Origin of the sequence: Rhizobium sp. LjRoot258 (genome assembly GCF_964254185.1) — a bacterium.
Classification (GTDB): domain Bacteria; phylum Pseudomonadota; class Alphaproteobacteria; order Rhizobiales; family Rhizobiaceae; genus Rhizobium.
In genome coordinates this window covers 183,527-209,132 of sequence record NZ_CAXUST020000004.1, presented here as the reverse complement: position 1 = coordinate 209,132, position 25,606 = coordinate 183,527, and the positions used below count along the sequence as shown (strand labels likewise).

The 25,606-nt window shown below is 59.4% G+C and carries 21 protein-coding genes and 4 pseudogenes; 5 read left to right on the top strand and 20 right to left on the bottom strand.

Translation table 11 applies throughout. The annotated features are described in order from the left end of the window. Positions 1-187: 187 nt before the first annotated feature. The 4 genes from ACSQ9D_RS33950 to ACSQ9D_RS33935 form a co-directional block, all read right to left on the bottom strand. Positions 188-697, bottom strand: coding sequence for an OsmC family protein (locus ACSQ9D_RS33950; RefSeq protein WP_436286150.1), 510 nt, complete (start codon positions 695-697; stop codon positions 188-190). 46 nt (positions 698-743) lie between these two features. Then, positions 744-1,490, bottom strand: a complete 747-nt coding sequence (locus ACSQ9D_RS33945) for a ferredoxin reductase (protein WP_436286149.1) — start codon at positions 1,488-1,490, stop codon at positions 744-746. Further along, positions 1,483-2,088, bottom strand: a complete 606-nt coding sequence (locus ACSQ9D_RS33940; RefSeq protein ID WP_436286148.1) for a sulfite oxidase-like oxidoreductase — start codon at positions 2,086-2,088, stop codon at positions 1,483-1,485. The genes ACSQ9D_RS33945 and ACSQ9D_RS33940 overlap by 8 nt, the downstream gene beginning before the upstream one ends. 235 nt (positions 2,089-2,323) lie before the next feature. Beyond that, complete coding sequence (locus tag ACSQ9D_RS33935) at positions 2,324-3,205, bottom strand: LysR family transcriptional regulator (RefSeq protein ID WP_436286147.1); 882 nt, start codon at positions 3,203-3,205, stop codon at positions 2,324-2,326. Positions 3,206-4,202: 997 nt separating this feature from the next. On the opposite strand from ACSQ9D_RS33935, the gene ACSQ9D_RS33930 reads away from it, so the two are divergent. Next, positions 4,203-4,718, top strand: coding sequence for a Dps family protein (locus ACSQ9D_RS33930; RefSeq protein WP_436286146.1), 516 nt, complete (start codon positions 4,203-4,205; stop codon positions 4,716-4,718). A 365-nt stretch (positions 4,719-5,083) separates the two neighbouring features. Beyond that, entirely contained in the window at positions 5,084-5,695 is a 612-nt protein-coding gene (locus ACSQ9D_RS33925) for a peroxiredoxin-like family protein (protein ID WP_436286145.1), read from the top strand. Positions 5,696-6,087: 392 nt separating this feature from the next. Here ACSQ9D_RS33925 and msrA (ACSQ9D_RS33920) read toward each other — a convergent pair whose 3' ends face one another. From msrA (ACSQ9D_RS33920) to msrB, 7 genes and pseudogenes are all read right to left on the bottom strand, one after another. Beyond that, positions 6,088-6,615: a peptide-methionine (S)-S-oxide reductase MsrA gene (msrA, locus tag ACSQ9D_RS33920; protein WP_436286144.1), complete on the bottom strand. Its 528-nt coding sequence runs from the start codon at positions 6,613-6,615 to the stop codon at positions 6,088-6,090. A 297-nt stretch (positions 6,616-6,912) separates the two neighbouring features. Continuing rightward, positions 6,913-7,509: pseudogene (locus tag ACSQ9D_RS33915) on the bottom strand (metal-dependent hydrolase); the annotation flags it as partial. Beyond that, positions 7,421-7,741, bottom strand: coding sequence for an SUMF1/EgtB/PvdO family nonheme iron enzyme (locus tag ACSQ9D_RS33910; RefSeq protein ID WP_436286143.1), 321 nt, complete (start codon positions 7,739-7,741; stop codon positions 7,421-7,423). The pseudogene ACSQ9D_RS33915 and the gene ACSQ9D_RS33910, both read right to left, overlap by 89 nt. A gap of 114 nt (positions 7,742-7,855) precedes the next feature. Further along, on the bottom strand, positions 7,856-8,032 hold the full coding sequence (locus ACSQ9D_RS33905; RefSeq protein ID WP_436286142.1) for a hypothetical protein: 177 nt from the start codon (positions 8,030-8,032) through the stop codon (positions 7,856-7,858). Between the two features lie 180 nt (positions 8,033-8,212). Continuing rightward, on the bottom strand, positions 8,213-8,701 hold the full coding sequence (locus ACSQ9D_RS33900) for a peroxiredoxin family protein (protein ID WP_436286141.1): 489 nt from the start codon (positions 8,699-8,701) through the stop codon (positions 8,213-8,215). 35 nt (positions 8,702-8,736) lie between these two features. After that, entirely contained in the window at positions 8,737-9,246 is a 510-nt protein-coding gene (msrA, locus tag ACSQ9D_RS33895) for a peptide-methionine (S)-S-oxide reductase MsrA (protein ID WP_436286140.1), read from the bottom strand. After that, a complete protein-coding gene (gene msrB / locus ACSQ9D_RS33890) occupies positions 9,243-9,692 on the bottom strand; it encodes a peptide-methionine (R)-S-oxide reductase MsrB (RefSeq protein ID WP_436286139.1) in 450 nt (149 codons plus the stop codon). Before msrB ends, msrA (ACSQ9D_RS33895) begins: the two co-directional genes overlap by 4 nt. A 147-nt stretch (positions 9,693-9,839) precedes the next feature. On the opposite strand from msrB, the gene ACSQ9D_RS33885 reads away from it, so the two are divergent. Continuing rightward, positions 9,840-10,013, top strand: coding sequence for a hypothetical protein (locus tag ACSQ9D_RS33885; protein WP_436286138.1), 174 nt, complete (start codon positions 9,840-9,842; stop codon positions 10,011-10,013). Between the two features lie 148 nt (positions 10,014-10,161). Here ACSQ9D_RS33885 and ACSQ9D_RS33880 read toward each other — a convergent pair whose 3' ends face one another. Continuing rightward, positions 10,162-10,806: a peroxiredoxin-like family protein gene (locus ACSQ9D_RS33880; protein ID WP_436286137.1), complete on the bottom strand. Its 645-nt coding sequence runs from the start codon at positions 10,804-10,806 to the stop codon at positions 10,162-10,164. Positions 10,807-11,182: 376 nt separating this feature from the next. On the opposite strand from ACSQ9D_RS33880, the pseudogene ACSQ9D_RS33875 reads away from it, so the two are divergent. Then, positions 11,183-11,836 (top strand): annotated as a pseudogene (locus ACSQ9D_RS33875) (IS5 family transposase); the annotation flags it as partial. A gap of 148 nt (positions 11,837-11,984) precedes the next feature. Here ACSQ9D_RS33875 and ACSQ9D_RS33870 read toward each other — a convergent pair. The 4 genes and pseudogenes from ACSQ9D_RS33870 to ACSQ9D_RS33855 all read right to left on the bottom strand — a co-directional run. Then, positions 11,985-12,261: pseudogene (locus tag ACSQ9D_RS33870) on the bottom strand (DUF3788 family protein); the annotation flags it as partial. A 30-nt stretch (positions 12,262-12,291) separates the two neighbouring features. After that, complete coding sequence (gene nhaA, locus ACSQ9D_RS33865) at positions 12,292-14,151, bottom strand: Na+/H+ antiporter NhaA (protein WP_436286136.1); 1,860 nt, start codon at positions 14,149-14,151, stop codon at positions 12,292-12,294. Positions 14,152-14,284: 133 nt separating this feature from the next. Continuing rightward, entirely contained in the window at positions 14,285-14,587 is a 303-nt protein-coding gene (locus tag ACSQ9D_RS33860) for a hypothetical protein (protein ID WP_436286135.1), read from the bottom strand. Positions 14,588-15,085: 498 nt separating this feature from the next. Next, the gene (locus ACSQ9D_RS33855) at positions 15,086-15,367 is read right to left on the bottom strand and encodes a hypothetical protein (RefSeq protein ID WP_436286134.1); all 282 of its coding nucleotides are present in this window, start codon (positions 15,365-15,367) and stop codon (positions 15,086-15,088) included. Between the two features lie 286 nt (positions 15,368-15,653). On the opposite strand from ACSQ9D_RS33855, the pseudogene ACSQ9D_RS33850 reads away from it, so the two are divergent. Beyond that, positions 15,654-16,552, top strand: a pseudogene (locus ACSQ9D_RS33850) (acetamidase/formamidase family protein). Positions 16,553-16,600: 48 nt separating this feature from the next. On the opposite strand, the gene ACSQ9D_RS33845 reads toward ACSQ9D_RS33850, so the two are convergent. The 4 genes from ACSQ9D_RS33845 to ACSQ9D_RS33830 all read right to left on the bottom strand — a co-directional run bounded on the left by ACSQ9D_RS33845 (position 16,601) and on the right by ACSQ9D_RS33830 (position 25,531). Next, positions 16,601-22,165 carry a trifunctional serine/threonine-protein kinase/ATP-binding protein/sensor histidine kinase gene (locus ACSQ9D_RS33845; protein ID WP_436286133.1) on the bottom strand — a complete coding sequence of 1,855 codons (5,565 nt, stop codon included), beginning with the start codon at positions 22,163-22,165 and terminating at the stop codon, positions 16,601-16,603. Positions 22,166-22,476: 311 nt separating this feature from the next. After that, positions 22,477-22,641, bottom strand: a complete 165-nt coding sequence (locus tag ACSQ9D_RS33840; protein WP_436286132.1) for a hypothetical protein — start codon at positions 22,639-22,641, stop codon at positions 22,477-22,479. Between the two features lie 501 nt (positions 22,642-23,142). Further along, positions 23,143-23,670 (bottom strand): glutathione binding-like protein, encoded by a 528-nt coding sequence (locus ACSQ9D_RS33835; RefSeq protein WP_436286131.1) that lies wholly within the window; start codon positions 23,668-23,670, stop codon positions 23,143-23,145. Between the two features lie 529 nt (positions 23,671-24,199). Continuing rightward, positions 24,200-25,531 carry an MFS transporter gene (locus tag ACSQ9D_RS33830; RefSeq protein ID WP_436286130.1) on the bottom strand — a complete coding sequence of 444 codons (1,332 nt, stop codon included), beginning with the start codon at positions 25,529-25,531 and terminating at the stop codon, positions 24,200-24,202. Positions 25,532-25,606 lie beyond the last annotated feature (75 nt).

The following is a 25,606-nucleotide window of genomic DNA, read 5'->3' as shown; positions in this document are numbered from 1 at the left end:
CTATTATTAGGGTGAGCGGTAGGCCGCCCAGTTTCGGGACGGTGATTTGAGAACTGTGGAGGCGGAGAGAAGATCCGCATGAAGACGATCAACACGGGCCTGAATAACGGATTGCATAAAGCCTGAGGCTCTACTGGTGTGATAGGCCGTGGCGTCCCAGCGCGGTGATCGACCGCACGAGAGACGTTCAATCCGCATCGACATACGGGATCTGCAGTTCCCCCAGAACATCCTCATATCTGGCCTGAGTGCTCGCGTTATGGCCAGAAGTAGCGGCGTCCAAGCGTGTGTGAATATCCGCACTAATGCCGAGAATCTCGCCGACAGGGCAGAGGTTTGCTGCCTCCAGCAAATATGCGCGCTGTTGTGCGTCGAGTTCTCCCTCCAGCGCGAGAGTGCGCTGAAACGCATCTCTCTCGCCCTGTACACCGTGGTAGAAGCTGACGCCAACTTCCACGTGCTCCAGTGGGAGTTTCTGTCGCCGGGCCTGAAACCGAACGGTCATGGCGGTGCATGCCGCGAGAGATGCGCTGAGAAGGTCGTAAGGATTGGGACCGGGAGCGACTTGACCCAACCCATCTGGCCCCCCGATTTCGAACTGAGATGTGTCGACATGACCAACCAGCGCGCCATGATTGCTGGGGTCGCTTGCGACGACAACTTCGCGGAGCTCGTGTGCACTATCCTGTGATGTCATAGAGGCTTCCTTCCATTGGGTTCAGTGTGTCTTGAAAGCGGCGTCCCTAACCGCCATAGCGTTCGGTCTTGACAACCGAGGCGTCGAGTCCTGCCATTAGCGCACCATCAGCCGCTATATTGACGAAGGGGTTTGATCCGCAGACAAACACATGCCCGGGCATATGATGGAGCCGGGCGATTAACTCGGTGACCATCGCGCTATCGATGCGTCGCGCAAAGTCGCCAACGCGCGATGGCGTCTCTCGGGTAATCGCCAGCGCCAACTTGAATGTTCGGTCAGTCATCTCCAGTGAGAACAATTCATCAGCGAACAACACGTCGCGATGTGTCCGGGATGACACGAGCAGCGCCGTCGGTACAGTCTGCGGCAGAGCGCGGCGTTGCCGGATCATCGCCATTAGCGGGACGACGCCACTTCCTGCGCCGATCAAAAGTACCGGTGCGGTTGAACGTTCTGGCCAAAGGAAGTGGCCGCCAAGCGGGCCGCGTAGTTCGATCTCATCGCCGACAGCTGCAATGTCATGGAAAAACGGAGAGACTTCACCGTCCGCGAGCCGTTCAATGGCAAGCTCAATGACATTCGCGGAGCTCGGCGCGGAGGCAATCGAATAACTTCGCATTGCTACGTAGCCGTCTGGAGCAGTCAGTCGCACATCGACATGTTGACCGGCGATGTACGCAAATGGCTCGCTGAGGCGCAAGAAAAAGCTTTTGATGGTCGACGTTTGCTGAACGATCTCGGCGATGGTGCATGTTTGCCAAGGAGCGGAGCGGGCGCCACCCTCAGTCATTGGTATACCGCTGCTCGCGCCACGGGTCGCCATAAATGTGATATCCGCGCAATTCCCAGAAGCCCGCCTCGTCGCGTTCGGTAAATTGGAGCGCGTTTACCCACTTGGCGGATTTCCAGAAGTAGAGGTGTGGAACAAGGAGACGTGCCGGGCCACCATGGTCGCGGGGAAGCGGCTGTCCCTCGTAATTCAGAGCGACCATGGCCTTTCCGGAGGCAAGATCCGCGAAGGGAACATTTGTCGAATAGCCATCGAAACAATGTGCGAGCATGAAATCCGTGGGACGCTCAACACCAGCATCGGCAAGGATGTCGTCGATGAGCACACCCTCCCAGGCAGTATTGAGTTTTGACCACGATGTGACGCAATGAATGTCTCTCGTCATCTTGGTCTTGGGCAGAGCGTTGAACTCGTTCCAGTTCCAAACCTTAATAGGCCTGGGCCCGACCTTGAGTGTAAACTTCCAATCCGTTGTCTCGACGCGGGGGGTTGGCCCCGCTGTCAGGACAGGGAAGTGCTCGACAAGGTGCTGGCCCGGTGGAATTCGATCCAACTGGTCTCCACCCAAATTTCGGCCGGTAAAGCCTCTGGTGATCATGGCGGACTCCTTGCAGCGTTTCGGGTGCCTGGTTGTGTTGAGGTCCCGATTGTTTGAATGATTGATCCACCGGCTTGGACGAATTCGCATGTCGGTTGCGGCACAAAGTAAATCTTGGAATGACTGGGAGATCGTCTCAGCGCCACGTCTACCATCTGGTGCGTTCAATAATTAAATTCGGCGGCTATTCGGGTAAAGCTATCATATCCATAACCGGTCGGAATGTTCCGTAAGGTCAGCGTCGAAGCTCCGCGACGAGGAAATCCGTGAACGCGCGCGCGGCGGGCTTTATGGTCTTTCCGCTGACGAACAATGCGTTGACCTCCATCGAGCCGAAGTCCCAGTCGGACAGAATGCGAACGAGGGCGCCGCATTCCAACTCATTCCTCACGCTATGGAGGCTTGAGGCGACGATTCCCAGCCCAGCCTTCGCGCCGGCGGTTGCGCCTTCAGTAATTGTCACTGCTAACTGACTTTCCACTCGGACGGACGCAACACGCCCGTCCTTGCGGAACGAGAACGTCGGCGAGGGATGCGCTGGACTGATGATCACCGAGTGGTGTGCAAGATCCGACGGCATCAACGGCGTGCCGTGCTCTTTGAGGTAGAAGGGGGTGGCGGCAAGAATGCGCGGAGCGTCGATCACCTTCCTCACGGCGGCGCTGGAGTCAGGCAGGCTTCCGAAGCGAAAGGCGACGTCGATGCCCTCGGTGACCAGGTCCTGATAACGATCGTTCGATAGTAATTCGACACGAAGCGCCGGATGGGCTGATAAAAACTTCGGCAGCCTGGGAATGATCTCCCGGATTACGAAGCTTGACGAGGTGCCGACACGAAGTACTCCCCGCAGCTCTCCAGTACCGCGAGCCTCGTGATCGGCCTCGTCGAGCGCCGCCAGGATCGCCTCTACACGCGTCAAGTAGGTTGCACCAGCGTCCGTCAGCGTGACCGCTCGAGTTGTGCGGCTGAAGAGTGTCACGCCGACCTCCGCTTCCAACGCAGCGATAAGGCGTGAGGTCGAGGGCTGAGAGAGACCGAGTTCACGACCGGCGCTCGAAAAGCTACCCACACGACCCGCACGGGCAAACAGTTTCAACGCTGTCAGTCGATCGTTCATCACTTCTCTATTTTTCGTCCTATTTCCCAGATGACTTCCTGAGCCAAAATGCCACCTCTCGCGCATAAAGATAATACATCGATTAATAGAAATAGCCTCTCAATTTCCGAGATAACGGATGGCGTTCCGGCGTCGCGGCTCGGCCGACAGAACCGGCGAGTTCCACCGCTTTCAGGGTAGTGGGCAGCGTCAGCTGGTTCTTTCTCAGCGATCATCGTCGTCGTCGAGCCAGTCCGTTCTCCAATTGTTGTTAAAGCGACGGCCGAGCGGTGCTTTAGCCAAAACTCCCCCAGAGGCGCGTCAGGTCCCGAATGATTTTCGAATGCGTCGGCGCGCAAATTGACCAATTCATCCACGGGACGCTAGATCTTGAAAATGCGTTTGAGTTATTCATCAGGATGATGAGTGACCTACGGTGTCTCGCTTTTTTTGCCACTCTCGCGCGGCATGTACGCGCGTCTGTCGGCGCTCACAAAGCAAACTTCGCGGCATGAGTGGTTTACGCTCCTCTGCGAATAATAGCGCCGGTTTCGAGATGCCATGCGGATGGTGGCATTCATGCCTCGGGGCGACAATAACTCTCGTCTATTGACTCCATGGCGAGAGGTGATTTCACTTCGCAGCTCTGCAAGGTAACCCTCCAAAGCATGGTACTGAAACTTTTAGTGCGACGGCCGACAGTCGGAGCACGATACCGTATTTGAGAGGCTACGAGGGTCGGATGCAAAGCGACGACGTAATCGAAATCGTCACGCCTCTCGGCGGTTGGGTTCGGTAAATTACCTTAGTCCGGGATGCGACTGCTGACCTCGCGGGGCTCCTGCGTTGGTGGGCGATGGCAGGATCTTACATGCAGCTTCCTGAGGAGGGCCGGTATCCCTGTGATTGGCGGACCGGAGCCTCGCTAATGTCCAGGCTCAATTTCGCGAAATTGCTTGTTCAGAGCCATCCCGCGGCGAACGGCAAGACTGCATCAAAGCTGAAGGAGAGACTAAAAATGAGAATCGAAGACGCGAGAAAGCGCCGCGAGGCGCCGCTCGACACGCCGACTAATCTCGGCCCCGATGCCACCAAGGATATTTCAGCCGCCCTCAATGCACTTCTGGCAGACGTGTTTGCGCTTTACGTCAAGACCAAGAACTTCCATTGGCACATTTCAGGTCCGCATTTCCGAGATTATCACCTTCTCCTCGATGAGCAGGCCGCTCAGATGTTCGCGATGACGGACGAAATAGCGGAAAGAGCCCGCAAGCTCGGCGGCACCACGATCCGCTCGATCGGCCACATCGCCAAGGTGAAGCAAATCGAGGATAATGATGCGGATTTCGTCACAGCTGAAGACATGTTGGCCGAGCTGAAGGAAGATAACCTGACGCTCACCGAGCGCATGCGGCGGACACACAACGTCTGCGGCCAGCATGGCGATGTCCCTACGGCCAGCCTTATCGAAAACTGGATCGACGAAGCGGAACGACGCACATGGTTCTTGTTCGAGACGACCAGGAGACCTTAACCCGAGCGCACGCCACCCACAAATTTCAGGTGCCTGCATAGGCTCGCGTCAAAATCCCCGTGCTTCAGGGCGGGGTAGGCATTAATCCCGTTGGATTCTGATGGTAGACCTGTTCACTTGTATTGAGATTTTATTAGGCGCTAGAAGGCGGTCTCTTCATCTTCACACGACCGTCGAGCACGATGGGAGGAGCGCCCGATTTGGGTCCGCCATGTTTGCGGACAATAGGTCAAATCGGTTGGCCTGGGCGATCCACGCTCGGCTCATGAGGCCGCTAAATATATTGAAGGCGCCAATGATCGCTACTGAGATTTGTCCAGCTCGGGCATTGAAACGCGGGCCGTTTGGCATACGAGGGGCTGGAGATGACCACTGAAATTACGAATACACTCGCGCAAGCTGCGGAATACCTGAAGGCTTCCGGCCAAGCTGAGAAGGTGTTAGCCGCCGGTCGACACTCGCCGAGCTTCCGCCTCCCCAACCAAGATGGTGTAGAGATTTGCTCGACGTCGATATTGCGCCGCGGTCCGCTCCTTTTATTCTTTTATAGCGGAAACTGGTGTCCGGGTTGCAATCTCAGCTTGAGAGCGTTCGAAGAAATCCGCCCGTTAATCGAGGCACGTGGAGCTTCGCTGGTCGCCATCTCGCCGCAGACAACAGAAGAGAATGCGAGAACCCGAAGGACCACTCAGGTAACTCTACCAATCTTGTGCGACCAAGGCGGGAAAATCGCGCTGGAGTTCGGTGTTCGCTGGCACATTCCCGAGATCCTTCAGGCACTGCATCTGAAGAGCGGAATCGATCTGCCAAACCTTCACGGGGAGGATAGTTGGACACTTCCAATACCAGCGAGGTTCGTTGTCGATCAAGATGGAGTCATCGTCTACTCGGAAGTGGATCCTGATCAAACTCACCGGTCAAACCCGTCAGACATCCTTCCGGTACTAGACCGCCTCTGGAGCGCACGGGGCGCGTAGTCACTGCAGGAATGCTCTGCGCCACGCACTGTCGTCGCGAGATGTCGAAAAGCGCTTGGGACGGATCGATGCGAGATAAGCAAACGGGAGGCATTCGGCGCCGCCGTGAGTTAGCACGGCGCGAACGTCATTCGAACGCGTTTCCTTGTGGCGGTGAGCGAGTGCTGTGAGCGCCAATCGGTGCACTCCGTAGGCCGGGGAACGTTTGGTGGCTTGCGATCGCCTTCGGATCTACGACTCTTGCGTTACGCAACGGCCGCTTAGGTTCGACGGAGTTTCAGAAGGAGGCCGCCGCCCTTAGGACATATATAAAAGCTTCAGACACTCGAAGGTCTTGATCCTTATTCCGTTCGCCTCGTCCGCGCCAGCCGCCCACCATGCGTCGCGCGTTGTCAAATCTCAGCCCGCGCCAGCTTTTCGCCAGGGGGAAGGCGCCAGTTGGGGCGTAGGTAATGGCAGGAATAGGCGCCAGGATGCCGCAACAAATAGTCTTGGTGCTCGGGCTCGGCCTCCCAAAATCGCTCCTCGGGATTTATCTCGGACACGATTGGTCCAGGCCAGCGGCCTGAAGCTTCGATGTCTGAGATTGTCGCAAGAGCGACTTCCTTCTGAACATCGTCTGTGTAAAAGATCGCTGAGCGATAGCTCGGTCCGGAGTCGCTGCCCTGCTGCTCGTATGTCGTCGGATCATGGATCTGGAAGAACAGTTCTAGAAGAACGCGGTAGCTCAACACCGTCGGATCGTAGACAACCTCGACAGCCTCGGCATGGCCATCGTGGTCGAAGTAAGTCGGATTGGACATTTCGCCGCCAGTATAACCGACGCGGGTCGACACGACTCCCTTTACCCGACGGAGCAGGTCCTCCACCCCCCAGAAGCAACCGCCCGCGAGTATTGCTCTTTCCGTCTCGACCGCCATGCGATGTCCTCCGGCGAAATAGGTAACGTAACGCTATTGGCTTTTCCGTCGACGCGGGCATGAAAAGTGGGCATAGGAATGATAACCGTGGAGAGAAATCAGCTGGGCTCGCTTGCAACCGATCCGCCACTATTATTAGAGGACAGCGCGGATCCACATTGCGAGGTCAGGCGCGTTTTGCCGCAACATTGGAAATGCGAAACACCATGATGCAACCGCCTGACATGGTGGTCATCATACGCGAACTCGGGCGGTGCCTACCGAGCCTGCCTATGCCCAGCGTGCCACAAAATCACACTAGACGGAGATTGTCTCGCCAACTTTCGGGACCACGGCCTCGGTTAGCGAGCCCCTAAGTCCCTCGACGAATTTTTCGGCGGTCTGATCGATAATGGGAAAGCTTCCGTAGTGGCAAGGGATCACTTTGTCGAAGTCGAAATAACGCCGGCAGGCGAGCGCTGCCACTGCGCCGCCCACAGTGAGACGATCACCGATGGGCACAATGCCGATATCCGGCCTGTGCAGTTCTTCGATCAGCATCATATCGCCGAAGATGTCGGTGTCGCCCATGTGATAGAGTGTTTTGTCATTAGCGAAATGGAGAACGAGGCCGGCTGGATTGCCGAGATAGACATTCCGCCCGTCTTCCATACCGGCCGACGAGGAGTGCACGGCATTGACGAAAGTGGTGGTGAAGGCGCCGCAGTCCAGTGTACCGCCTTGAAGTCCAGGATTGACCTTGTCGCCATTGGCGCCCTGCCCTGCCAAATAGTTGCAGATCTCGAAGTTGGCGACCAACATAGCGTCAGTCTTTTTCAAGATGGCGAGCGTGTCGCCGACATGATCGTCGTGGCCGTGTGTGAGCAGCACATGGGTGACACCCACGGCGGCTCCCAAATGTCGCCGAACATCTGTTGCAGTCCGGCGCGCGGCGCTGGAGGCTTCGGTCGCAGCAGGTTCGTATCGAGGAAGTCCCGTCGAGGTCCAGCCCGCGTGTGGCGACCTCCCACTCGCTTTCCGTGGGGAGGCGCTTGCCGGCCCAGGTCGCGTACGCGTCGGCCTCGAAGTAGTTGATGTGAGCGACTGGCGCGGTCGGATCCACCGGCCGGAACCCCCGCAGTGTCATCGTCCAGTACTGCCCGTCTCGCTTCTCCCAATATGCGGCAGAGCCCAGTCGTCCGCAAGCGCGCGGGCCCAGCCCTCTGAAAGCCAAAGAAGCCTCTTGCTGTAACCGCCGTCTTCAATGAACGATATCCAATCCGCATTCGTCACAAGTCGAATCGGCGAGCCGGAAGGGCTCGATCAGTGCCTGGTGGCGAGGGCCTTCGCTGTCGAAGGCGAATCCGGGGCCGCCGTGGCCGACCTCGTAGATGCCGCCCTCGAAAGCGGTGAAGGAGAGCGGGGGCGACGCCTGCATCTCGACGGCGACGCCGGATCGCGATAGGCAGGACGGAGGGGGTTTTGCGCGAAGAGGTGGAGAATGTCCGTGAGCAGGAACTCCTGGTGCTGCTGCTCGAGACGCAGAGGGCACGCAAGGTCCTGCCCAGCGCGCGTTTCCGCGCCCGATCGCGACTGGATCGCGACCGGTGGTGGGGTGTCACGCCGTCGTGCGCGCCTTGTCGACCGCCGCGATGAATTCCTCGGCGGCGATAGCGAAGCCGTCCTGCAGTACCACGCCGGCCGGGTCGAGGGCGGCGAACCAGGGTGTTCCGCCGGTGCGATAGTTCTCCATCGTTGTGGGAAGTCGGTGTCCGGGCAGGCGCCTATCGTGGCCGAAGGGAATGCGCAGCCCATACCGTCGCTGGTCCTCCGACAGTCGCTCAGGCGTGTTGGTTTCGGCGCCCTCGAAGACAGTCTGCACCACGGCGTAAGCGACCTCGACATCTCGAGTCCGCTCGATGAGTGATAGCAAAGCTGGGAACCCGTGCGAGTGACAGCCGGAACACCAGTGCTGATAGAAAAACAGTACCCGGTGGCGTGGCCCGAGTCCAGAAACGGTGACTGGCGTGCGCGGCTTGCCTTCCGCGTCGATCCAGTACGGAACGAGCAGCTCGGGTGCTGGACTTCCGGAAATGCCGTATGTCATGGCGTCTCCCTCCTTGTCTTCCCTAGGCGAAAGGGTCAGGCCGCCGCGTTGCGTCGCGGCAGCTTCCATTGCGGGCGGACGAAATGGCATGTGTAGCCGTTCGGAATACGCTCCAGGTAGTCTTGGTGCTCCGGCTCGGCCTCCCAGAAATCGCCGATGGGGGTCACCTCTGTGACGACCTTGCCCGGCCAGAGGCCCGAAGCATCGACGTCGGCAATCGTGTCTTCCGCGACGAGCTTCTGCTCGTCGCTCGTGTAGAAAATCGCCGAGCGGTAGCTCGCGCCACGGTCGTTGCCCTGACGGTTCAGCGTCGTCGGGTCGTGGATCTGGAAGAAGAACTCCAGAAGCTCACGATAACTGATCTTGGCCGGATCGAAGACGATCTCGATCGCTTCGGCATGGTTGCCGTGGTTGCGGTAGGTCGCATTCGGCACTTCGCCGCCGGTATAACCGACACGGGTAGACATAACGCCGTTATAGCGGCGAATGAGGTCCTGCATGCCCCAGAAGCAGCCGCCTGCGAGAACTGCGCGTTCGGTCGTCATTGAACTTCCTCCACCTGATTGAGATAGGCGCCGTAACCTTCCGCTTCCATCTTGTCGCGATGGACGAAGCGGAGCGACGCCGAGTTGATGCAATAGCGCAGGCCGCCGCGATCGCGCGGGCCGTCAGGAAAGACGTGACCAAGATGGCTGTCACCGTGGCTGGAGCGCACTTCCGTGCGGACCATGCCGTGTGACGTGTCGGTCAGTTCGCTGACATTGGCCGGCTCGATCGGCTTCGTGAAGCTCGGCCAGCCGCAGCCGGATTCATACTTATCTGAAGATGCAAAGAGCGGCTCGCCGGATACTATGTCGACGTAGATGCCGGGCTCCTTGTTATCCAGATATTCGCCGGTGCCAGGGCGTTCGGTGCCCGACTGTTGCGTCACCCGGTATTGTTCCGGCGTGAGGCGAGACAGAGCATCGGAATTCTTGGTGTAAACTCTCATATGCTATCCTCCATTTGAGCCTTAGAGATAAGAAACCGGAGGCCGCCGGTCCAATAACCGATGGGAATTGAGTCGATGCGTGGACGGAAGAGCGATACGATGGCTCGATAGGCCCTCCCGGATGCTGTAGCAAAGGAGCGGGTTGCGATGGGAGCCGACAAATTCGAGTGGGCGCTGGCAAACCTGCCCCAGGGTTATAGCGAAGGAGCGTTCATGGGCCGACGCTACGGCGTGACGCTTCGCCGTTCCAAGGATGGCAGAAGAACCAGCCTATTTGCGCGCGAACTCGCGGGCAAGGACATCGTAAGCTTTAATTTGTAGCGAACCCGGACGGGCAAAGCGGTCCTCAAGCCCTGCGAGATGTCGAGTGAAAAGGTCGCTGCCTTCGTGAGCGGATTCACGGCCGAGCGCGCATTGCCGCAATCGCACTCGGGCGCGAACGAGTAATTGAGCGCCCTGCCGGTTCGCCTCAGCTTTCTGCGGGGAGCCTGCGCACGGCCGCGAGGATGTCGACAGGTTCCTGCCTTTTCGTGAAGTCCGGCTCTATGAACGCGTTTTGGATTTGGCCATTGCGATCGACAACATAGGTGGCTGGCAGTGGCAGCATCCACATGGATGAGCCGTGCCTCTTCCCAAGATTGATTCCAAGGCTCGTGTAATAGGCCCGGGTTTCTTCGGGAACGGAGAACAGGACGCCGTAGGACATGGCGACGCCATAGTCGACGTCCGCGAGGACCTGGAGGTCTAGACCGAAGCTGCGCTTCATTTCCCGGGGGAAGTCCCTCGTGTCCGGGCTGAGAACGACGAGGTTGGCTTTGAGATCCTCGAACTCTTGCTTCGCCGCCTGGAGGGCGCAGAGCTCGGCCGTGCAATAGGGGCACCATCCACCTCGGAAGAAACTTATGACAAGGGGTCCCTCGCGCCGCAGTTGCTCGGACGAAACCAAGCGGCCATCGGCATCCGGCAGCAAGAAATCCGGCGCAGTGTCGCCAACATTCAGGGCGCGCGACGCGAAGTCTTGCTCCCGGATCCAGTTTACCAGAAAGTTGTAAGCCTCCCAATCTGTTGGCGCGAACGCGGCAAGCAGATCAGCCCTCGTTTTGTCATAGTTCATCTTGTTTTCGCGGACCACCAATTAAAAGCACTCACACGCAGATTTCCGAAAGATCAACGAATAGATGTCCCTCAATCCGGCATTTTTTGCGAATCACGATAGGAGACCACGCAACCCCAGTCAAATGACCTGTGGCTATTGAATCAATGCCATTACGTTGGCGCAAACGCGATATTCTGTCGACATGTAACACACCGCGAATAAGCGATCTCGCAGTCGGTACCCTCGGTCTACCTTCCGACACTTCATCATTGCTCCGGCAGCGTCAGCTCCCGATCGAGAGCACACCCCCAGCAGCGAGACTCTTGTGAGGGCTCGACAAAAGCACTCCTTATGATCCCCTCGCGGTCGATCACGTAAGTCGCGGGGATCGGGTAACGGCATCCTGTGGCGCTTCCGCACCGGCTCCCCCTGACAGACGTGCCGGAGCGATATGGTCCTTACACGACGTGCTACAATCGTTTTGTGCTATGGAGAAATGCCGTTGTCTGGGACCATGTCTTGCGCGATATCGCAAAGGCGTTCGACGGCGACATCGTCATGATCGACAGTTCCTGTGTTCGCGTTCATCAGCATGCGGCCACAGGAAAAAGGGGATCGTGCCGATGGCTGCATGGTACGTTCCCGCGGCTGCATGACGACAAAAATCCACGCGGTCGTCGACGCAGACGGCAGACCGATCAGTCTCGACCTGCCAGCAGGGCAAGCTCACGATATCCGGATGGCAGAGCCGATGCTGCAAGGCATGCGCAAAGGTACCATCCTGCTCGCTGATCGCGCCTATGACACCAATGCTCTGCGCGATTTGGCCAAAGAAAAACACGCTTGAGCCAACATTCCGGCAAAACAAAACCGCAAGGCCAGTTTCCGTTTCAGTCGCTGGGTCTATCGTCAACGCAATCTGATCTAGCGCTTCTTCAACAAACTCAAGCAGCTCCGAGGGATTGCAACCAGATATGACAAAGACCCACGCAACTTTCTCGCCGCAGTCAAGCTCGTCGCAATACGCATCTGGATCAGGTCGTTATGAGTCTATGCCCTAGCTAAATTCTATACCAATCGTATTCGAATTGGTATCCAGGAGGGGCTTGCGAGTTCCCCGGGGGGTGAGCCAGCTTGGTCAGACCCTCATCCTCACCCGATCCAGTTTCGACCACGACAAGGATAAGACCAAGCTGCCGATTCCTCTCGAACGCTTTGACTGTGAGCCCAAGCCTGGCCGAAAACAGCCTGTATTCCGGCAGGAACGTGCAGAAAGCCTTGGTCTTCTTGTAGCGCAGGGACCAACCGCGTTTCTTGCCACCATAGAGCCAATCCGGCGCGAAAACACCGGGGTAGAATTCCTCGATCCAGTTCCCGCAGCTCGGCCCAAGGCTCGAACGCCTCCGGTCCGATCCAGTCGCGAACGGCGATGTCATCGGGCGGTGCTGATTTGTCGGTGATCCTGTCGCCAATTTGGGACGGGACGCCGGCGGGCTATGACACTTAGCCGCTTATCTTTTGAGGCCTCTCCTCAGAAAGCTTCCGGCTCGGCGCGCACCAGAGCAGAGTCGTCCCGACGGTGGCCGATAGGATCGAGGCGGCGAACACGGCAATCTTGGCGACCGAAAAGTCGGTGGCGTTTGGAAACGCCTGTCCCGCAATGAAAAGTGACATCGTGAAGCCGATGCCGGCCAGGGCTCCCGCCCCCGCCAGTTGCCGCCATGTGTACTCCGCCGGTTTGACGGCCACGCCAGCGCGCACGGCCGCGGTGGCCGCGAGGAAGATGCCGACCGGCTTTCCTATGACGAGACCAGCGACGATCGCGACCGTGAGCCAACCATGCCCAACCAAAACGCCGGGGTTGATGGTCACGCCGGCATTAGCCAGTGCAAAGATCGGAAGGATGGCATAACTCGACCGTGCGCCGGCATGCCGCAGCAGCCGGTCGGCAGGCGATTCAAGTCTGTCGTAGATTGCGTCAAGCGCGTGCAGCGCCGGGGTCGAGGGGCCATGCCTGAGAACCTCGCCCTCGCGTCGGGCCTCGGAGGCGATGATGGTGCTGGCCTGCGTCATCAGAGCGACCAAATCGGCAGGCGGCCGCGTCGGAATGAACAGCGCAAGTACCACGCCGGCCAGCGTAGCGTGGAGACCGCTTGCGTAGACAAACGCCCACAACGCGACGCCCAACAGGACGTAGGGCGACAGCAGGTAGATCCTCGACCGGCTCAGCAGCGCCAGCGCAACCACGACCGTAGCGGCCGCGGCAAGGTAAACCGCATGGGTCTCGCCGGAGTAGAACACCGCGACGACAACGATCGCACCGATGTCGTCGACGATGGCCGCCGCAGTGAGGAAAATTCGCAACTCGACCGGTACGCGCGCGCCCATCACGGCGATCAGAGCAATCGCGAATGCGGTGTCGGTCGCCATCGGGACCCCCCACCCGTGCGACCACGGCCCCGCAGGGATGACCAGCGCATATAGAAGCGCCGGCATGACCATGCCGCCGAGCGCGGCCGCGATCGGAAGCGCCGCGGAGCGACGTTTTGCGAGATGGCCAACTGTCATCTCGCGCTTCACTTCCAACCCCACGACGAGGAAGAACACCGTCAGCAGGCCGTCGTTGACCCAATGGAGGATGGGCATCCGAAAGGCTGCGTCGCCTAACCTCACGCTGAGCTCCTGGTGCCATAGAGCCTCAAACGCCGGCCCAATCGGCGAGTTCGTGAGGATGATCGCTGCCACCGTCGCGAGGACCAGTAAAATACCTGCGGAAGGGCCCCAGCTCGCGAAGTCCAGGGCCGCCGTACGGACTCGGTGACCGAGTGTCCCAAGCATCGCGTCGACGAGAGAGCTTTCGTCCCAAGGCCCGTCGTAGCGCCGACGGTTGATGAAAAAGGTTGGTGTGAACCTCACGCCGCTTGCATGTGAGCTTGCGACGTCCGCCTCCACCCTCGCCCTCGCGCGCCGCATGGCGTCGCTGTCGCCGAGCGCGAAGTCGGCGTTTACGCCGAGCTCGTCGGCCACCGCGACGAGGTCATCCTCTGTGAGCCGCATCGACCTCGTCATCAGCTTGATATGTGCGGCCCAGAACGCCTCGGGCGTCTGGGCAAGCTCAGCGAGCTCGGCGGCCCGATACGCAAGGCTGTTGTCCGGGAGCGGATAGTGCCGGAAGACATACCGGACGCGATCGCCAAGTTGGTCTCGCGCTTGCGCGATGCGTTCGGTGGCCGCCCTGCAGTGCGGGCACGCATAGCTGCCATACTCGACGAGCGTGATTTCGGCATCGGTGGGGCCGAGCACGTGGTCCCTCTCATGATCGACGGGACGGTCAAGGCGACCGGGCGGGATTATGAACTCCATCGCTGAATTGGTCTCCAGGTGCGCTCGTCTGCTACGAGGTCGGCGCGGGGTTGATGACGGGGAATACGCTGCGGTTGGACGGCAACGCGCGGGAGAAAGAGGCGCGCCAACGTGTCGGTATCCAGCTTGCTCTTTATAACGATAACCCCCACTCCCTTCCGCCCGCAGCAGGAGAACACACCGCGCGCGTCGGAGCGTGGATGCTCCGGCACAAGATCCCGTAGATCTCGTCGTCGCCCCGACGAGCGGAATCTCCACCCACCCCGGATGCGATGACGCCATTGCCATCCTCGCGGACGCTCTGCACCCTCGCGCTGAATGCACGCTGTATTTCAAGAGAGACGTCGGCGCGGTCCGCAAGCACGACGAGATCCTCCGGCGGAGGGCTCTCGACCGCGCCGGCGAAGCAACCGTCGAGTGTCTCTTTGATCTGCATGTCGGACCTCCAAACCTCCGATCGTTCGACGGAACGCCGACTTCAGCCCGCACACGCGGGCGGGCGACAATGGCTCGAAGATTGGGTCTATGACGGTCTAAAGGAAAATCACCTTTCGCCATGGAGTCGATAGCCGACCGTTATCGGAATGGGTGAAAGACGCTTGGGACGCTGCGAAGCGAGTGCGGCGTTTCTGTCTGCGAGGACTTACCCGAGCGGAACTTTTGGCAATAACGCTGTCTCGGCGAGCGCGGTTGTGAGGCTGCGGCCGACGGCGCACGGCTCGCGGCAATCAGAGTTGCGAGTCCACCCATGACCCAAAGCATCGCAGGACGACCCGCCCGTCACCTCACGGTCCCCTACCGGATCGATGCTGAGGGAAAGGAACGCCCGCCTCTCACTCTGAAGGAGCTCGGCGCGCGGCACAGGCTTCTCTTTTTTTCTACCGGCATAGGTGCGACGACTGGCTGGGGCAGTTCGACATCGAGGTCAACTATGTCACAGCGCGGGCCTACGAGGACGCTTCCGCGCCGAATGACAAGGCCCGGGTCTGGAGAGTGCGGATCGTGCGCGACTACGGGAAATACGACCGTCGCGAGGCGGCACCGACGACACACGATCAAGAAGACCCGCCGAAATGACGAGCAAGGCGCCGAGGCGTCGCCGAAATTCACGGTTCAGCGCGACAAGATTGGTTAGATCGTCATAGGCGTTGTGCTCGTCGGCGATCAGAAGCGCTTCCGGATCAATGTGCTTGGCGTCCTTGCCGTTCTCGTCCATGATGACCCGCGTCAGCGTCCTGGTTGCGCTTGTCGGTTGGCCTCCTCCGAATTCTCAAGGCAGCGGGCATTCTACAGACGATTGCAGCCCGAAATCTGCGGCACGACGATAACCAAACGCGGTTGCTGTCGCTAAAGATTGCCTTTGGCAAAGTGCTTTTCGCGCCGTCGCTTGCGGTAGGGGCAGGCTTCGGAGGCACTGGGCGTTCTCCTCGGCAGCTCCATTCGCCGCCCGTGAATAAAAACCCTCGCCTCTCTCTAACACTCAAACTCACGACATAACTCAGATGCTTCACCGTCTGGTCGTCGAGACCTACCACAATGTCATTGGAAAACTTCCCCCGGTTCTGACGGTCACGACGGCGATGTCATCTTGACCGATTGATGCGGCGGGCTCCGACAAGTCGCGGTGCGGTGTGCCTCGGGACCGAACCCGATGAATGGTCCCATATTTGTTTCCGGGGCCGAGCCAGGCGACGCCTTGAAAGTTGAGATTTTATCAATGACCCCGACTCGAGATACCGGGCGGACTCGGAGTTCGGTCGCGGCAAATGTCGTCGATCCCGAAAATGTGCGCGGACTACCGCCCCGGGACACTGCCATTTGGGCGATTGATCGGCATTCCATGACCGTTCGCCTTCAAGACCCGATCCCCGGCCTCGAAGATCTCGTTCTGCCAATGCGACCGATGATCGGCTGTTTCCGAGTGGCGCCAAGTCTCGGTCAGTCAATATCGAGAGCAACGAGTCGGGAGTATGGCGGCAACATGGACCATCGCTTGTTTGGGACAATGACCACTGTGAGTTTGCCGGTCTTCGAAACAGATGCGCTATTCTTCATTGGAGACTGCCAGGCTCTGCAGGGCGACGGCGAGATCGGTCGCACCGGATTCGAAACGACTTTCGAGGTGACGATGCGCCTGTGCATTGTGAAAGAAGCTAAAATCACATGGCCTCGCGGCGAAACGTCTACTGACATCTTTACGATCGGCAATGCACGTCCGCTTGAACAGGCGCTCCAGCATGCTACCACGGAAATGCTGGAATGACTGGGTCGTGATGACGGCCTCGACAAAACGGCAGCCAGCCACCTTCTCGGCGAGGTCGTGCGATATGACATCGGCAACGTGTTGGATCCGGCCTACACAGTGGCCTGCCGGATATCCAAAGAACGGTTGAAGGGATAAAGACATCGTCGCACCGCCATCGACGCCGATCCGGTCAGAACCCACAGACTATCCGACCACCGGCGTGTCGGCGTGTCCGGCGAGAACAGGTGAAGCCGTTACTGAAGGCAGGGTGAATTGAAAGACAGCGCCATGGGGGTTATTTGCCGCAACCGACAACCGACCTCCATGTGCTTCGACGATCGAACGGCAGATCGACAGACCGAGGCCCATGCCGCTAGGCTTGGTCGTGTAGAAGGGACTGAAGATCCGTTCGAGCAACCCCGGGCTCAGGCCGGGGCCGGTATCGGCCACGGCCACGCACAGGCAGTTGGTGCCCTCCTTTGTCGTTCGAACTCTAAGCTCTCGCGAACCATCGATGGTGCCCATGGCTTCACTAGCGTTGATGATCAGGTTCAGGATCACCTGCTGCAGTTGTACCCGGTCGCCATGCAGGAGCGGCAGGCTATCGGCGAACTGCGTCTCCACTTTTATCCCGTTCTTGGTGATTTCGCCCCGGGCAAGGCCGATCACCTCGCCGATTGTCTCATTAATGTCGAGCATGTCTCGGTGTGGCGGCGCTTTCTTGATCTGCCCGCGTATGCGGCTAATGACCTCGCCAGCCCGCCTTCCGCTCATGACGATCCGATCAAGCGCCTGGCGGACTTCCGTGAGATCCGGCTGCTCCATGTCCATCCAGCGCATTGCGGCCTGGGCATTGGTGACGGTTGCAGCGATCGGTTGGTTGACCTCGTGGGCGATCGAGGCGGTAAGCTGGCCTATTGTCGCGACCCGGTTTGCATGCGCCAGCTCCATCTCCATGTCGCGGTACCGCCGCTCGCTGGCGCGGGCATTCGCTTCGGCGCGCTTGAGCTCGGTGAGGTCGAGTACGAATGCGACCGCTTCGCTGCGCGCCTCGTCGAAGGCGGCCCTGGCGATCAGCACTGGCACCCGGCTGCCGTCCTTGCGAAAATATTCCTTTTCGAACGGGTCGCAGCATCCCCTCGCGCGGATCTCAGCCACCGCCTGTCGGGTGACGGATCGCCACTCGGGGGGTGTCAGTTCCGTCCAGCGAATATGTCCCGCTGCGAGATCCACGCGGTCGTAGCCTACGATATGAAGAAAGGCGTCATTGGCCTCGATGATCTGGCCGTCAAGGGTCGTGATCAAAATCCCGATGATATTGGCTTCGACCAGACGCCGGATCTTGGCCTCGCGCTCCTCGAGGTCACGATAGAGGCGGCCGTTCTCCAACGAAATCGCCGCCTCCGACGCGAGCAATTTGAGGACCGCCATGCGGGCCGGCGTGAAGACGCGTGGCGCCAGGTTGTTCTCAAGATAGAGCAACGCAACAATGCGGCATTGCTTGATGAGGGGCAAGCAAAGCACCGAGCGGGGCTTGTTGTCGCGGATGTACGCATCATCGAAGTCGTTTTCTGCTGCGGCATCGCCGCGGATTACCGGCGCGCCGGTCCGGGCGACGAAATTAACGATTGCTCCCGGCATTGGGGCCGTGCTCGGTTCGGGGCGCAGACGGACGACGACATCACCGCCGGTCGTTTCCGCCTCGGCCTCGACCCGGAGCTCCCCGCCTCTCGGAAAGATCAGTAGACCACGCCCCGCTCCCGCGTTTTCGAGAGCCGTGCGCATCAGCGTATCAATCAGCTTCTCCAGCACGATCTCACCCGATACCGCTTGCGAGACCTTGATCACCGTCGCGAGATCGAGCTGTTCGACGGGTGTCCCGATCGTACTCGTCGGAAGTGGAACCGCCTGTGGCTCCGCGAGCTGAGGGTAGACTTGATCCAGTTGGCGTACCTTGCCAATTGCTCCCCAGCGCAAGTAGCCATATCGGGAATTCCGTAGATACAGCTGGGCGATATCCTCGAAGCCATTACCTGCGTAGAAGCGCGCAGCCAATTCATGGGCGAGCGCTTCGTTGTGGACGAAGCCGTTTGCGCGGGCCGAGCGGATGGCCTGTTCGTAGAGCCGCATGGCGTCGAGCGTGCGGCCTTCGATGCGGGCGATCTCGGCACCGATCAAGGCGGCACGGTTCTCGAAATTCTCCGGGCAGTTCTCTGCCCAGACCTGCAATTGCTTGTGATGGGTAGCGAGAGCCTCGGCATGCTCCTGGCTTTGGCCGGCCGTGGCAGAGCCGCAGAACGCAGCGTGGGACAACGCAGTGTAGAAGTGATACTCAGCCCGTTCAAAGAAAGATGGAGAGGTCCAAAGCAGCCGTTGCGCCCGTGATGAAGCGTCAATGGCGGCGGCATAGTCGCCGGCAAAGAAGCGCGCCTGCAGCTTTCTGATCCAGTACCAGCACTCGGGGAGCGCCAGGCGCGAGTCACTCGCCAAATGGCGTTCGAAACCCAGCTCATTAAATTGCTCAGTATCGAAGGAGCCAAACTTCGGCGTCAATCCGCGAAGCGTTCGAACAAGCCCAAGTTGAGCCTTGATAATGTCGATGACGAGACCAAATCGAGCCTTCTTGGCAAATGCAAAACCATGTTCCGCTTCGAGTTCTACCTCGGCGAGCGAGTCACCCGCCGCGAGAAGATTCGTGTTCAGTTCGTTGCAGCTATAAGCCGCAAAAGTGAGATCGCCTATTTTGTTCGCAGCATCGAAAGCGCGACGCACCAAGTCGCGGCCGGTCTTGACGTGTCTCGTCCACGGCATGACGAGATTCCCGAAGGACATATAGGTACGCGCCTGAAAACGTTGCAATCCACGCTTTTCCACCAGGTCATAGCCGAGTTGACCGAAGCGGAACCCGGCCTCATAGTTCCCGAAGTGCGGTCCAGCAATCATGCCAAGCCAGACATAGGCAAAGCATGATCCATCGCTGTTGCCATGCTCGAGACTGAGATTGACCATCCGGCAGATGACGAGTGAAACCAGATTATCATCGGTGAACAATGCCGGCGTCACGGCCTCAGTCAGAACGTCGAGAGTGGCTAGAGCGTCCCCTTCATTCATCAAAGGCCCGTCAATGAGATCCTCTATTGACCGGCTTCCGAGCTGCGACCAGATTCGGTCGTACTCGCGACGCACTTCCTCCCTCGTCGGATGCGGTGACCATTGGGTGCCGACCCGTTGGAGGTATTCAAGACAGACCTCCACACAGCGATCGCTCTGGTCCAAGGTCGTGTAAAGCGTCAGGCGCAAACGTGCGACGGCAGCTCTATCATGGACATCTCTGGAAAGCCGCGCCAGCATCGAAAGCCGACCGTTCGCCGCTGCCAAATTGGCCGTCAGCAATTCGCACTCGGCCATGTGGAATTCGACAGCAAAGAAGAGCGGGTAGTTGCGGTCCCGGCTCGCATCGGAAAACAGCATCTCGCCGACCGCAAGATACTTCAACGCCGAGGTGTAGGCTGTCGCCGCCTTGGCGCGCTTGCCCGCAATCAGGTTGAGCTCAGCCAGCTGCTCACGTTCGTCCTGCGAAGTAATCAAGGGCTCGCCGCGATTGAGCTGATTGACGATCTCGAAGATCGCCTCCTCACGCTGCTCAGGCGGTGTATGCGCTGCCAGTTGCCTGCCGATCCTCAGATGGGCCTCGGCCCGTAGGCTTTCCGGGATCAGCGAGTAAGCCGCCTCCTGCACCCGGTCATGGATGAACCTATAAAATCCTTCCTGTTGCTTAACCAGTTCTGCGCGGACGGCCGCCCATAGATCCGAATGAACCTGCGCCTCCGCCGTGCCGGAAACCAGAGACAGCGTCCTGGTGGCCGCGACGTTTCCGAGACAAGCGAGTTGTTGCATCGCCCCCTGTGTTTCAACGGGCAGGCGGTTCAACTTGCCCACCATGAGGTCTGCCACGTTGTCGGTGTATCCCCTGGCGCGAATGCGTTCGATGTCCCACGACCAGCGCGCCTGCTTACGATCGAAGGTGAGCAGTCCCTCGTCGGCGAGGGCGGAAACGAACTGGATGGCGAAAAATGGATTGCCGGCCGTCTTATCGTGCACCAGCCGCGCAAGGGGAAAAATGCGCTCCCGCGCGCCACAAACGGCGTCCGCGATCAGTTGCGCTAAGTCCCTCCGGCGAAGTGGCGCAAGCGCGATGTCATGGACGATGGCTCCCGCTTGCCGAATAGCTTTGAGCTTGCGCCGCAGCGGATGCGTGGTATCGACTTCATTACTCCGATAAGCACCAATCAGCAGCAGATGCTGCACATCCGGCTGCGCCAACAGATGTTCGACGAGATCGAGCGTGGCTGCATCCAGCCATTGCAAATCGTCGAGGAACAGCGCGAGCGGATGCTCGGGCCGGGCGAATACGCCAATAAAGCGCTGGAACACCAGCTGGAAGCGGCGTTGGGCGTCCTGGGGCGGAAGCCCGGGTATTGGGGGCTGCTCTCCAATAATAAGTCGCAACTCGGGGACCACATCGATCATGAGCTGGCCGTTCGGCCCCAACGCCTCCCGAAAAGCATCGCGCCAGCCGGCCAGCCTGGGTTCGCTCTCTCCCAAAAGCGGATGGATGAGGCTCTGAAAAGCCTGCACCAACGTCGAATAAGGGATGTCGCGTTTATACTGGTCGAACTTGCCCGCGGCGAAAAGGCCTCGCTGGGGCACAAGCACCCTATGCAGTTCATGGACGATGGAGGACTTGCCAATGCCGGAGTAGCCTGAGATCAGTACCAGCTCCGGAGCGCCGCCCTTGGCGACACGGTCGAAGGCGGCGAGCAGCGTCGCGACTTCCCGCTCACGACCGTAGAGCCTTTCCGGGATCAGCAGCCGGTCCGGCGTGTCGTACTGGCCCAGCGGAAAGGCGTCGACCTGCCCCTGAGCTTCCCACTGCGTCAAGCAGCGTCGAAGATCCTGCTCGACCCCGGTGGCAGTCTGGTAGCGCTCCTCGGCCGTCTTGGCGAGCAGCTTCACGACGATCGCTGAGACCATGGTGGGTACCGTCTTGCACCGCTCAGCGGGCGGGACCGGCGTCCTGGCGATATGGCAGTGTACCCATTCCATCGGATCGGAGGCTATGAAGGGCAGGCTGCCCGTAAGCATCTGGTAGAAGGTGACGCCGAGTGCGTAGAGGTCGCTTCGGGAATCGACAGACCGGTTCATGCGTCCGGTCTGTTCGGGCGCAATGTAGGCGAGGGTTCCGCTGATGGACTCGGGAGGTTCAGTCGCCTGCCGCTCGCGGGGCAGCCGCGAGGCGATGCCGAAGCCGGTCAGTCGCACCTCTCCGCCCGCACCGGCAACCAGGATGTTCGCCGGCTTGACGTCCTTGTGGACGAGACCCTGCTGGTGGACCTGACCCATGGCCGCAGCGATATTGGCAGCCAGGCGCAGGAACCTTCCCATCTCCATGGGAACTCCCAGCAGCTGGTCGAGCGGCTCGCCGCCGGTGTCTTCGATCACCAGCATGGCCTGCCCGTGTTCACGCACGAGCTCCAGCGGCCGCGCCGCCCATGCACTATCCAGTTCGTCCTTCAATCCATATTCACGAGCGAGACGATCGAGGCTGGCGGGCGTCGGGTGCTCCGCGGCGGGCATCACCGCCAGTACGGCCTTGCGATTCCCGTCAGAGTCGAGGTGCCATCCCCGGCAGAAGACGCGTTCGCCGTCCTTCCATAGGACCTGGAGACTGCCATCATCTTCAGTGCCGAACCCAAAAGACAGCTTCATGTGCCGGACTCCACCACCGGTCCCCCGGCCTTCCTGGCTGACCGCGCAAGATCCGTCTCCACTCGTCCATCCAGGTTGGCTAGATCAACATATTAGCACATCTCGTCCATTCGTTCGAGCGTCTGTGGCGATCGTGATCGTCACCCGGAGCCATCGCGCCCTATGTGACCTGCCGCGGAGAATGGCCTCAATGCTCCGAACTAGGCTACAGCTTAGAAGCGTTTGAGCGGCGTATTTGGCTTGCTTGCGAACTGCGTTGTTAGCTGCTTTGACCCTGACGACGGCCAGAGCTTACTTCAAAATGGATTATTTCAACGGGGCAAGGTCAGTCGCGCAGAAGTCTCTTTTCGTCGTGCGAGAAGACGAGCAGCGCTTTCCAGAAACTGGGCGAAAGCATTCCACGATATCCCGTCGGCATCAAGCATGAGTTGAATCAAAGGATCGTCAAGAACCTCAGCGATGGTCAGGTCCGACATAAAGCGCTCCTTCGGCGCGTACTGGCAAAAGTCACCGCCCCCTGCTGTTTTCCCTTACCGCCGGACGACGCTATATGATCATACATGACGAGCCGAATTATCTTCTTCATGCAGGTTCGCCGCCGGATTACGAGGCTCTTTCCTGCGCTCACAACCTCTATTAACGGGGTCGGTATCGCGAACAGGTTGCGGTGAAATGGGCGGGATAACGCGCTCGAAAGAGCCTATTCGTTCGATCATATAGTGTCCTCGAGATTTTTCGAACCGAGACGATCGCCACGGGCCGTAGGTTAGCTATAGGCTCCTTCCGTAACCGCGTGAAATACCCGAAGGTTATGGAGTGAATGCCTAAATCTTATCGCACGGAGAAGCGTCTTGATGGTCTTCCCCCTCGAAGGCACCAAGCGAATCTCGTTCGGTGATTTTGGCCGGATCGAAGATGATCTCGATTTCATCGGCGTAGTGCCTGGTTGCGATAGGTGGCGTTCGGCACTTAGCCGCCTATTTGCAGGCGCAGAGCTGATCCACTACCCTGCAAAGCAGGCATGATGCACTTGGGGTCAGGTTCTCCAACTGCAAAATTGAAGTGTCCTGTATTTCAACTTCCCCGCCACATTTTGTGTGCCACCATTGCCCCTCTTCCAGGTCCAGACTTTTGGCGGCGCGTATTCGGCGGAATCGGTCACGATCTGATCTCCAAGCGGATGGATTATGCTGGAGGATAGTTGGAAGGGACGAGCGCCGGTCTGGTCTCTTCGTCATTGACTTTCTTGAAGTCCTGATCCTTGCCGACATCACGCGCCCGGGCAACGCCGGCCGCGCATCTACCGTCTCGAACAGACGCTTTAAATTAGGGAACCCGCCAAGCGGATCGTCGGCGCCTTTGCGCACACGAGAAGCGCGGTCGAACCATCCCCAAGCAGACATGTCTGCACTTGTATAACTTTCGCCGACAATAAAATCCCGGTCGGTGAGATGGTCATTCACGACCTGGTAATGACGCTCGGCTTCACGGCGGTAGCGGTTCACCGCATAGTCGAGCCCCCCTCCGGCGCCATTAGGGGCTTGACTGGATTGGGCGTCAGATGAAAATAAAAGCGGATCATGGGCTTTCTCTTCTTTTTGCTTCCGGTGACGATGCCTTTGTACAGCTCGTTAACCGCGGCGGGCAGTTACGACGATAGCGGGTCTGGCACGCGACCTCCGCCGCGGCGTCGCCTTTCAGCGCTCTCTTTACTTTAGGGAAGCCTGATATTTCCGTATCCTGGAGTCCAGCTTCTTAGCTCGGCGGCGGATTTTGTTTTGGCCGCGCGGCAACTTGCTACGCACCGTAGGCGCTAGCGCCACTGCAGAATTCACGACCATGCAGAACGCTCGATGGCGCTGTTAGTCGACTATCTTTTCCATCGCCAAGTTTCCGCCCAACTCTTGTTCGAGCCGCTTGATCGCGAGGGGGTGAGCGAGGACTGAGACACTCCGCTCCGCATGGCTGCTTCAGTGAAGATGAGGTGTTTTCCAGGTTTAGGAAATATCGAATCCGGATGTCCTCCGTTGCTTTCTACGCCTCTCCCTGGCCGCCCGCTTTCGCCGTCGCCAGTGTGGGGGTTATTGCAGCTGTAAAGGCGCCGCCGATCGAGGTAACGGCAGCTATGGTGAGGCCGATTTCGTATCCAGACTCGAAAGACGCGACACCGGCGGCCAGCGCCACGCCGGCAAGCTGCGCAATCCGGCTCGCCGCATTGTTGATGCCGGAGGCAAGCCCTTCGTCCGTCTGGTTAACGCTCGACAGGACGGACGCGGTGAGTGGTGCCACGAGCACCGCGAAGGACAGGCCGAGCAGCGTCATAGGCCCAATCACGCCCAGCATCAGGGATTCCTCCTGGCCGAGCGCCATCCAGACATAAGCAAGCGCCGCGCCCGACGGCCCCAAGATAAGCATGGCCCGGGCACCAATCTTGTCCGCCCACCCGCCGAACACGCTCGACAGGAGTCCGATGCAGAGCGCGAAAGGTAAGAATGCCAGGCCGGCATTGGTCGCCGGCAGGGCCCGGCGGTCGACGAGATCGAACGGGAGCAGGAAGAACATGATCGAAACTCCCACATAGATCATCAGTGTCGCGACGTTCAGCCCAAGAAAGGCGCGGTTCTCCGCCAGGCGAGCTGGTGTCATCGGGTGTTTGCTTCTGCGCTCCCAGAACGCATAGAGTGCGAGACCGACAATGCCGAGCGCTGCGACCATCGGGAGCAGCGTGCCGATTCTGTGCGGCGCGCCAACTACGGCCCGAACCTCGCCTGGGCCGATCTGGCTGAGCGCCCATGCGAGCGCCCCGAGCGCCACAGCCAGGATCGCCGCGCCAATGATATCGAACCTACGTCGGATGCGGCCATCCTTTGGCGCGAAGACGAGGAGAACTCCCACTGTTACGAGCGCGATTGGCGGGTTGATCCAGAACACGGATGGCCAGCCAAAGGTCTCGCTCAGCCAGCCGCCCATGACCGGGCCTCCAGCGGTGGTGAGCGCCGATGCCGCAGCCCATATGCCGATCGCCCGGTTCCGTTCCGCGCGCGGATATGTGGCCCCAATCAGGGCGAGGCTGGCAGGGGTGACGATCGCCGCGGCCGCTCCTTGCACGACGCGGAAAGCGATCAGCCATGCGGGCGAAGGCGCCATGGCGCAAGCTGCGGATGCCAGACCGAACAGGACGCAACCGAGCGCGAGCATGCGCGCCTTGCCATAAACATCCGCGAGCGCGCCGCCGATCAATGTCAGCGAGGCGAGCGCTAGAATATACCCGTTGAGAACCCATTGAACCGAGGCAAGATCCGCACCGAAATCAGCGCGCAATCTCGGCAAGGCAACCGGAAGCGCGGTCCCATCGATGAACGCCATGGAGGACGCCAGAACACACGCCGTAAGGACCATACCTCGCCGAGACGGCACTTCCCGCCCGAGCTTTCGCGGACA

What these genes read in the sequence shown, in the direction of transcription:
- ACSQ9D_RS33950 (WP_436286150.1), bottom strand. Translation starts at nt 697, where the DNA reads ATGACATCACAGGATAGTGCACACGAGCTCCGCGAAGTTGTCGTCGCA.
- ACSQ9D_RS33945 (WP_436286149.1), bottom strand. Translation starts at nt 1,490, where the DNA reads ATGACTGAGGGTGGCGCCCGCTCCGCTCCTTGGCAAACATGCACCATC.
- ACSQ9D_RS33940 (WP_436286148.1), bottom strand. Translation starts at nt 2,088, where the DNA reads ATGATCACCAGAGGCTTTACCGGCCGAAATTTGGGTGGAGACCAGTTG.
- ACSQ9D_RS33935 (WP_436286147.1), bottom strand. Translation starts at nt 3,205, where the DNA reads ATGAACGATCGACTGACAGCGTTGAAACTGTTTGCCCGTGCGGGTCGT.
- ACSQ9D_RS33930 (WP_436286146.1), top strand. Translation starts at nt 4,203, where the DNA reads ATGAGAATCGAAGACGCGAGAAAGCGCCGCGAGGCGCCGCTCGACACG.
- ACSQ9D_RS33925 (WP_436286145.1), top strand. Translation starts at nt 5,084, where the DNA reads ATGACCACTGAAATTACGAATACACTCGCGCAAGCTGCGGAATACCTG.
- msrA (WP_436286144.1), bottom strand. Translation starts at nt 6,615, where the DNA reads ATGGCGGTCGAGACGGAAAGAGCAATACTCGCGGGCGGTTGCTTCTGG.
- ACSQ9D_RS33910 (WP_436286143.1), bottom strand. Translation starts at nt 7,741, where the DNA reads ATGACACTGCGGGGGTTCCGGCCGGTGGATCCGACCGCGCCAGTCGCT.
- ACSQ9D_RS33905 (WP_436286142.1), bottom strand. Translation starts at nt 8,032, where the DNA reads ATGCAGGCGTCGCCCCCGCTCTCCTTCACCGCTTTCGAGGGCGGCATC.
- ACSQ9D_RS33900 (WP_436286141.1), bottom strand. Translation starts at nt 8,701, where the DNA reads ATGACATACGGCATTTCCGGAAGTCCAGCACCCGAGCTGCTCGTTCCG.
- msrA (WP_436286140.1), bottom strand. Translation starts at nt 9,246, where the DNA reads ATGACGACCGAACGCGCAGTTCTCGCAGGCGGCTGCTTCTGGGGCATG.
- msrB (WP_436286139.1), bottom strand. Translation starts at nt 9,692, where the DNA reads ATGAGAGTTTACACCAAGAATTCCGATGCTCTGTCTCGCCTCACGCCG.
- ACSQ9D_RS33885 (WP_436286138.1), top strand. Translation starts at nt 9,840, where the DNA reads ATGGGAGCCGACAAATTCGAGTGGGCGCTGGCAAACCTGCCCCAGGGT.
- ACSQ9D_RS33880 (WP_436286137.1), bottom strand. Translation starts at nt 10,806, where the DNA reads ATGAACTATGACAAAACGAGGGCTGATCTGCTTGCCGCGTTCGCGCCA.
- nhaA (WP_436286136.1), bottom strand. Translation starts at nt 14,151, where the DNA reads ATGGAGTTCATAATCCCGCCCGGTCGCCTTGACCGTCCCGTCGATCAT.
- ACSQ9D_RS33860 (WP_436286135.1), bottom strand. Translation starts at nt 14,587, where the DNA reads ATGCAGATCAAAGAGACACTCGACGGTTGCTTCGCCGGCGCGGTCGAG.
- ACSQ9D_RS33855 (WP_436286134.1), bottom strand. Translation starts at nt 15,367, where the DNA reads ATGGACGAGAACGGCAAGGACGCCAAGCACATTGATCCGGAAGCGCTT.
- ACSQ9D_RS33845 (WP_436286133.1), bottom strand. Translation starts at nt 22,165, where the DNA reads ATGAAGCTGTCTTTTGGGTTCGGCACTGAAGATGATGGCAGTCTCCAG.
- ACSQ9D_RS33840 (WP_436286132.1), bottom strand. Translation starts at nt 22,641, where the DNA reads ATGTCGGACCTGACCATCGCTGAGGTTCTTGACGATCCTTTGATTCAA.
- ACSQ9D_RS33830 (WP_436286130.1), bottom strand. Translation starts at nt 25,531, where the DNA reads ATGGCGTTCATCGATGGGACCGCGCTTCCGGTTGCCTTGCCGAGATTG.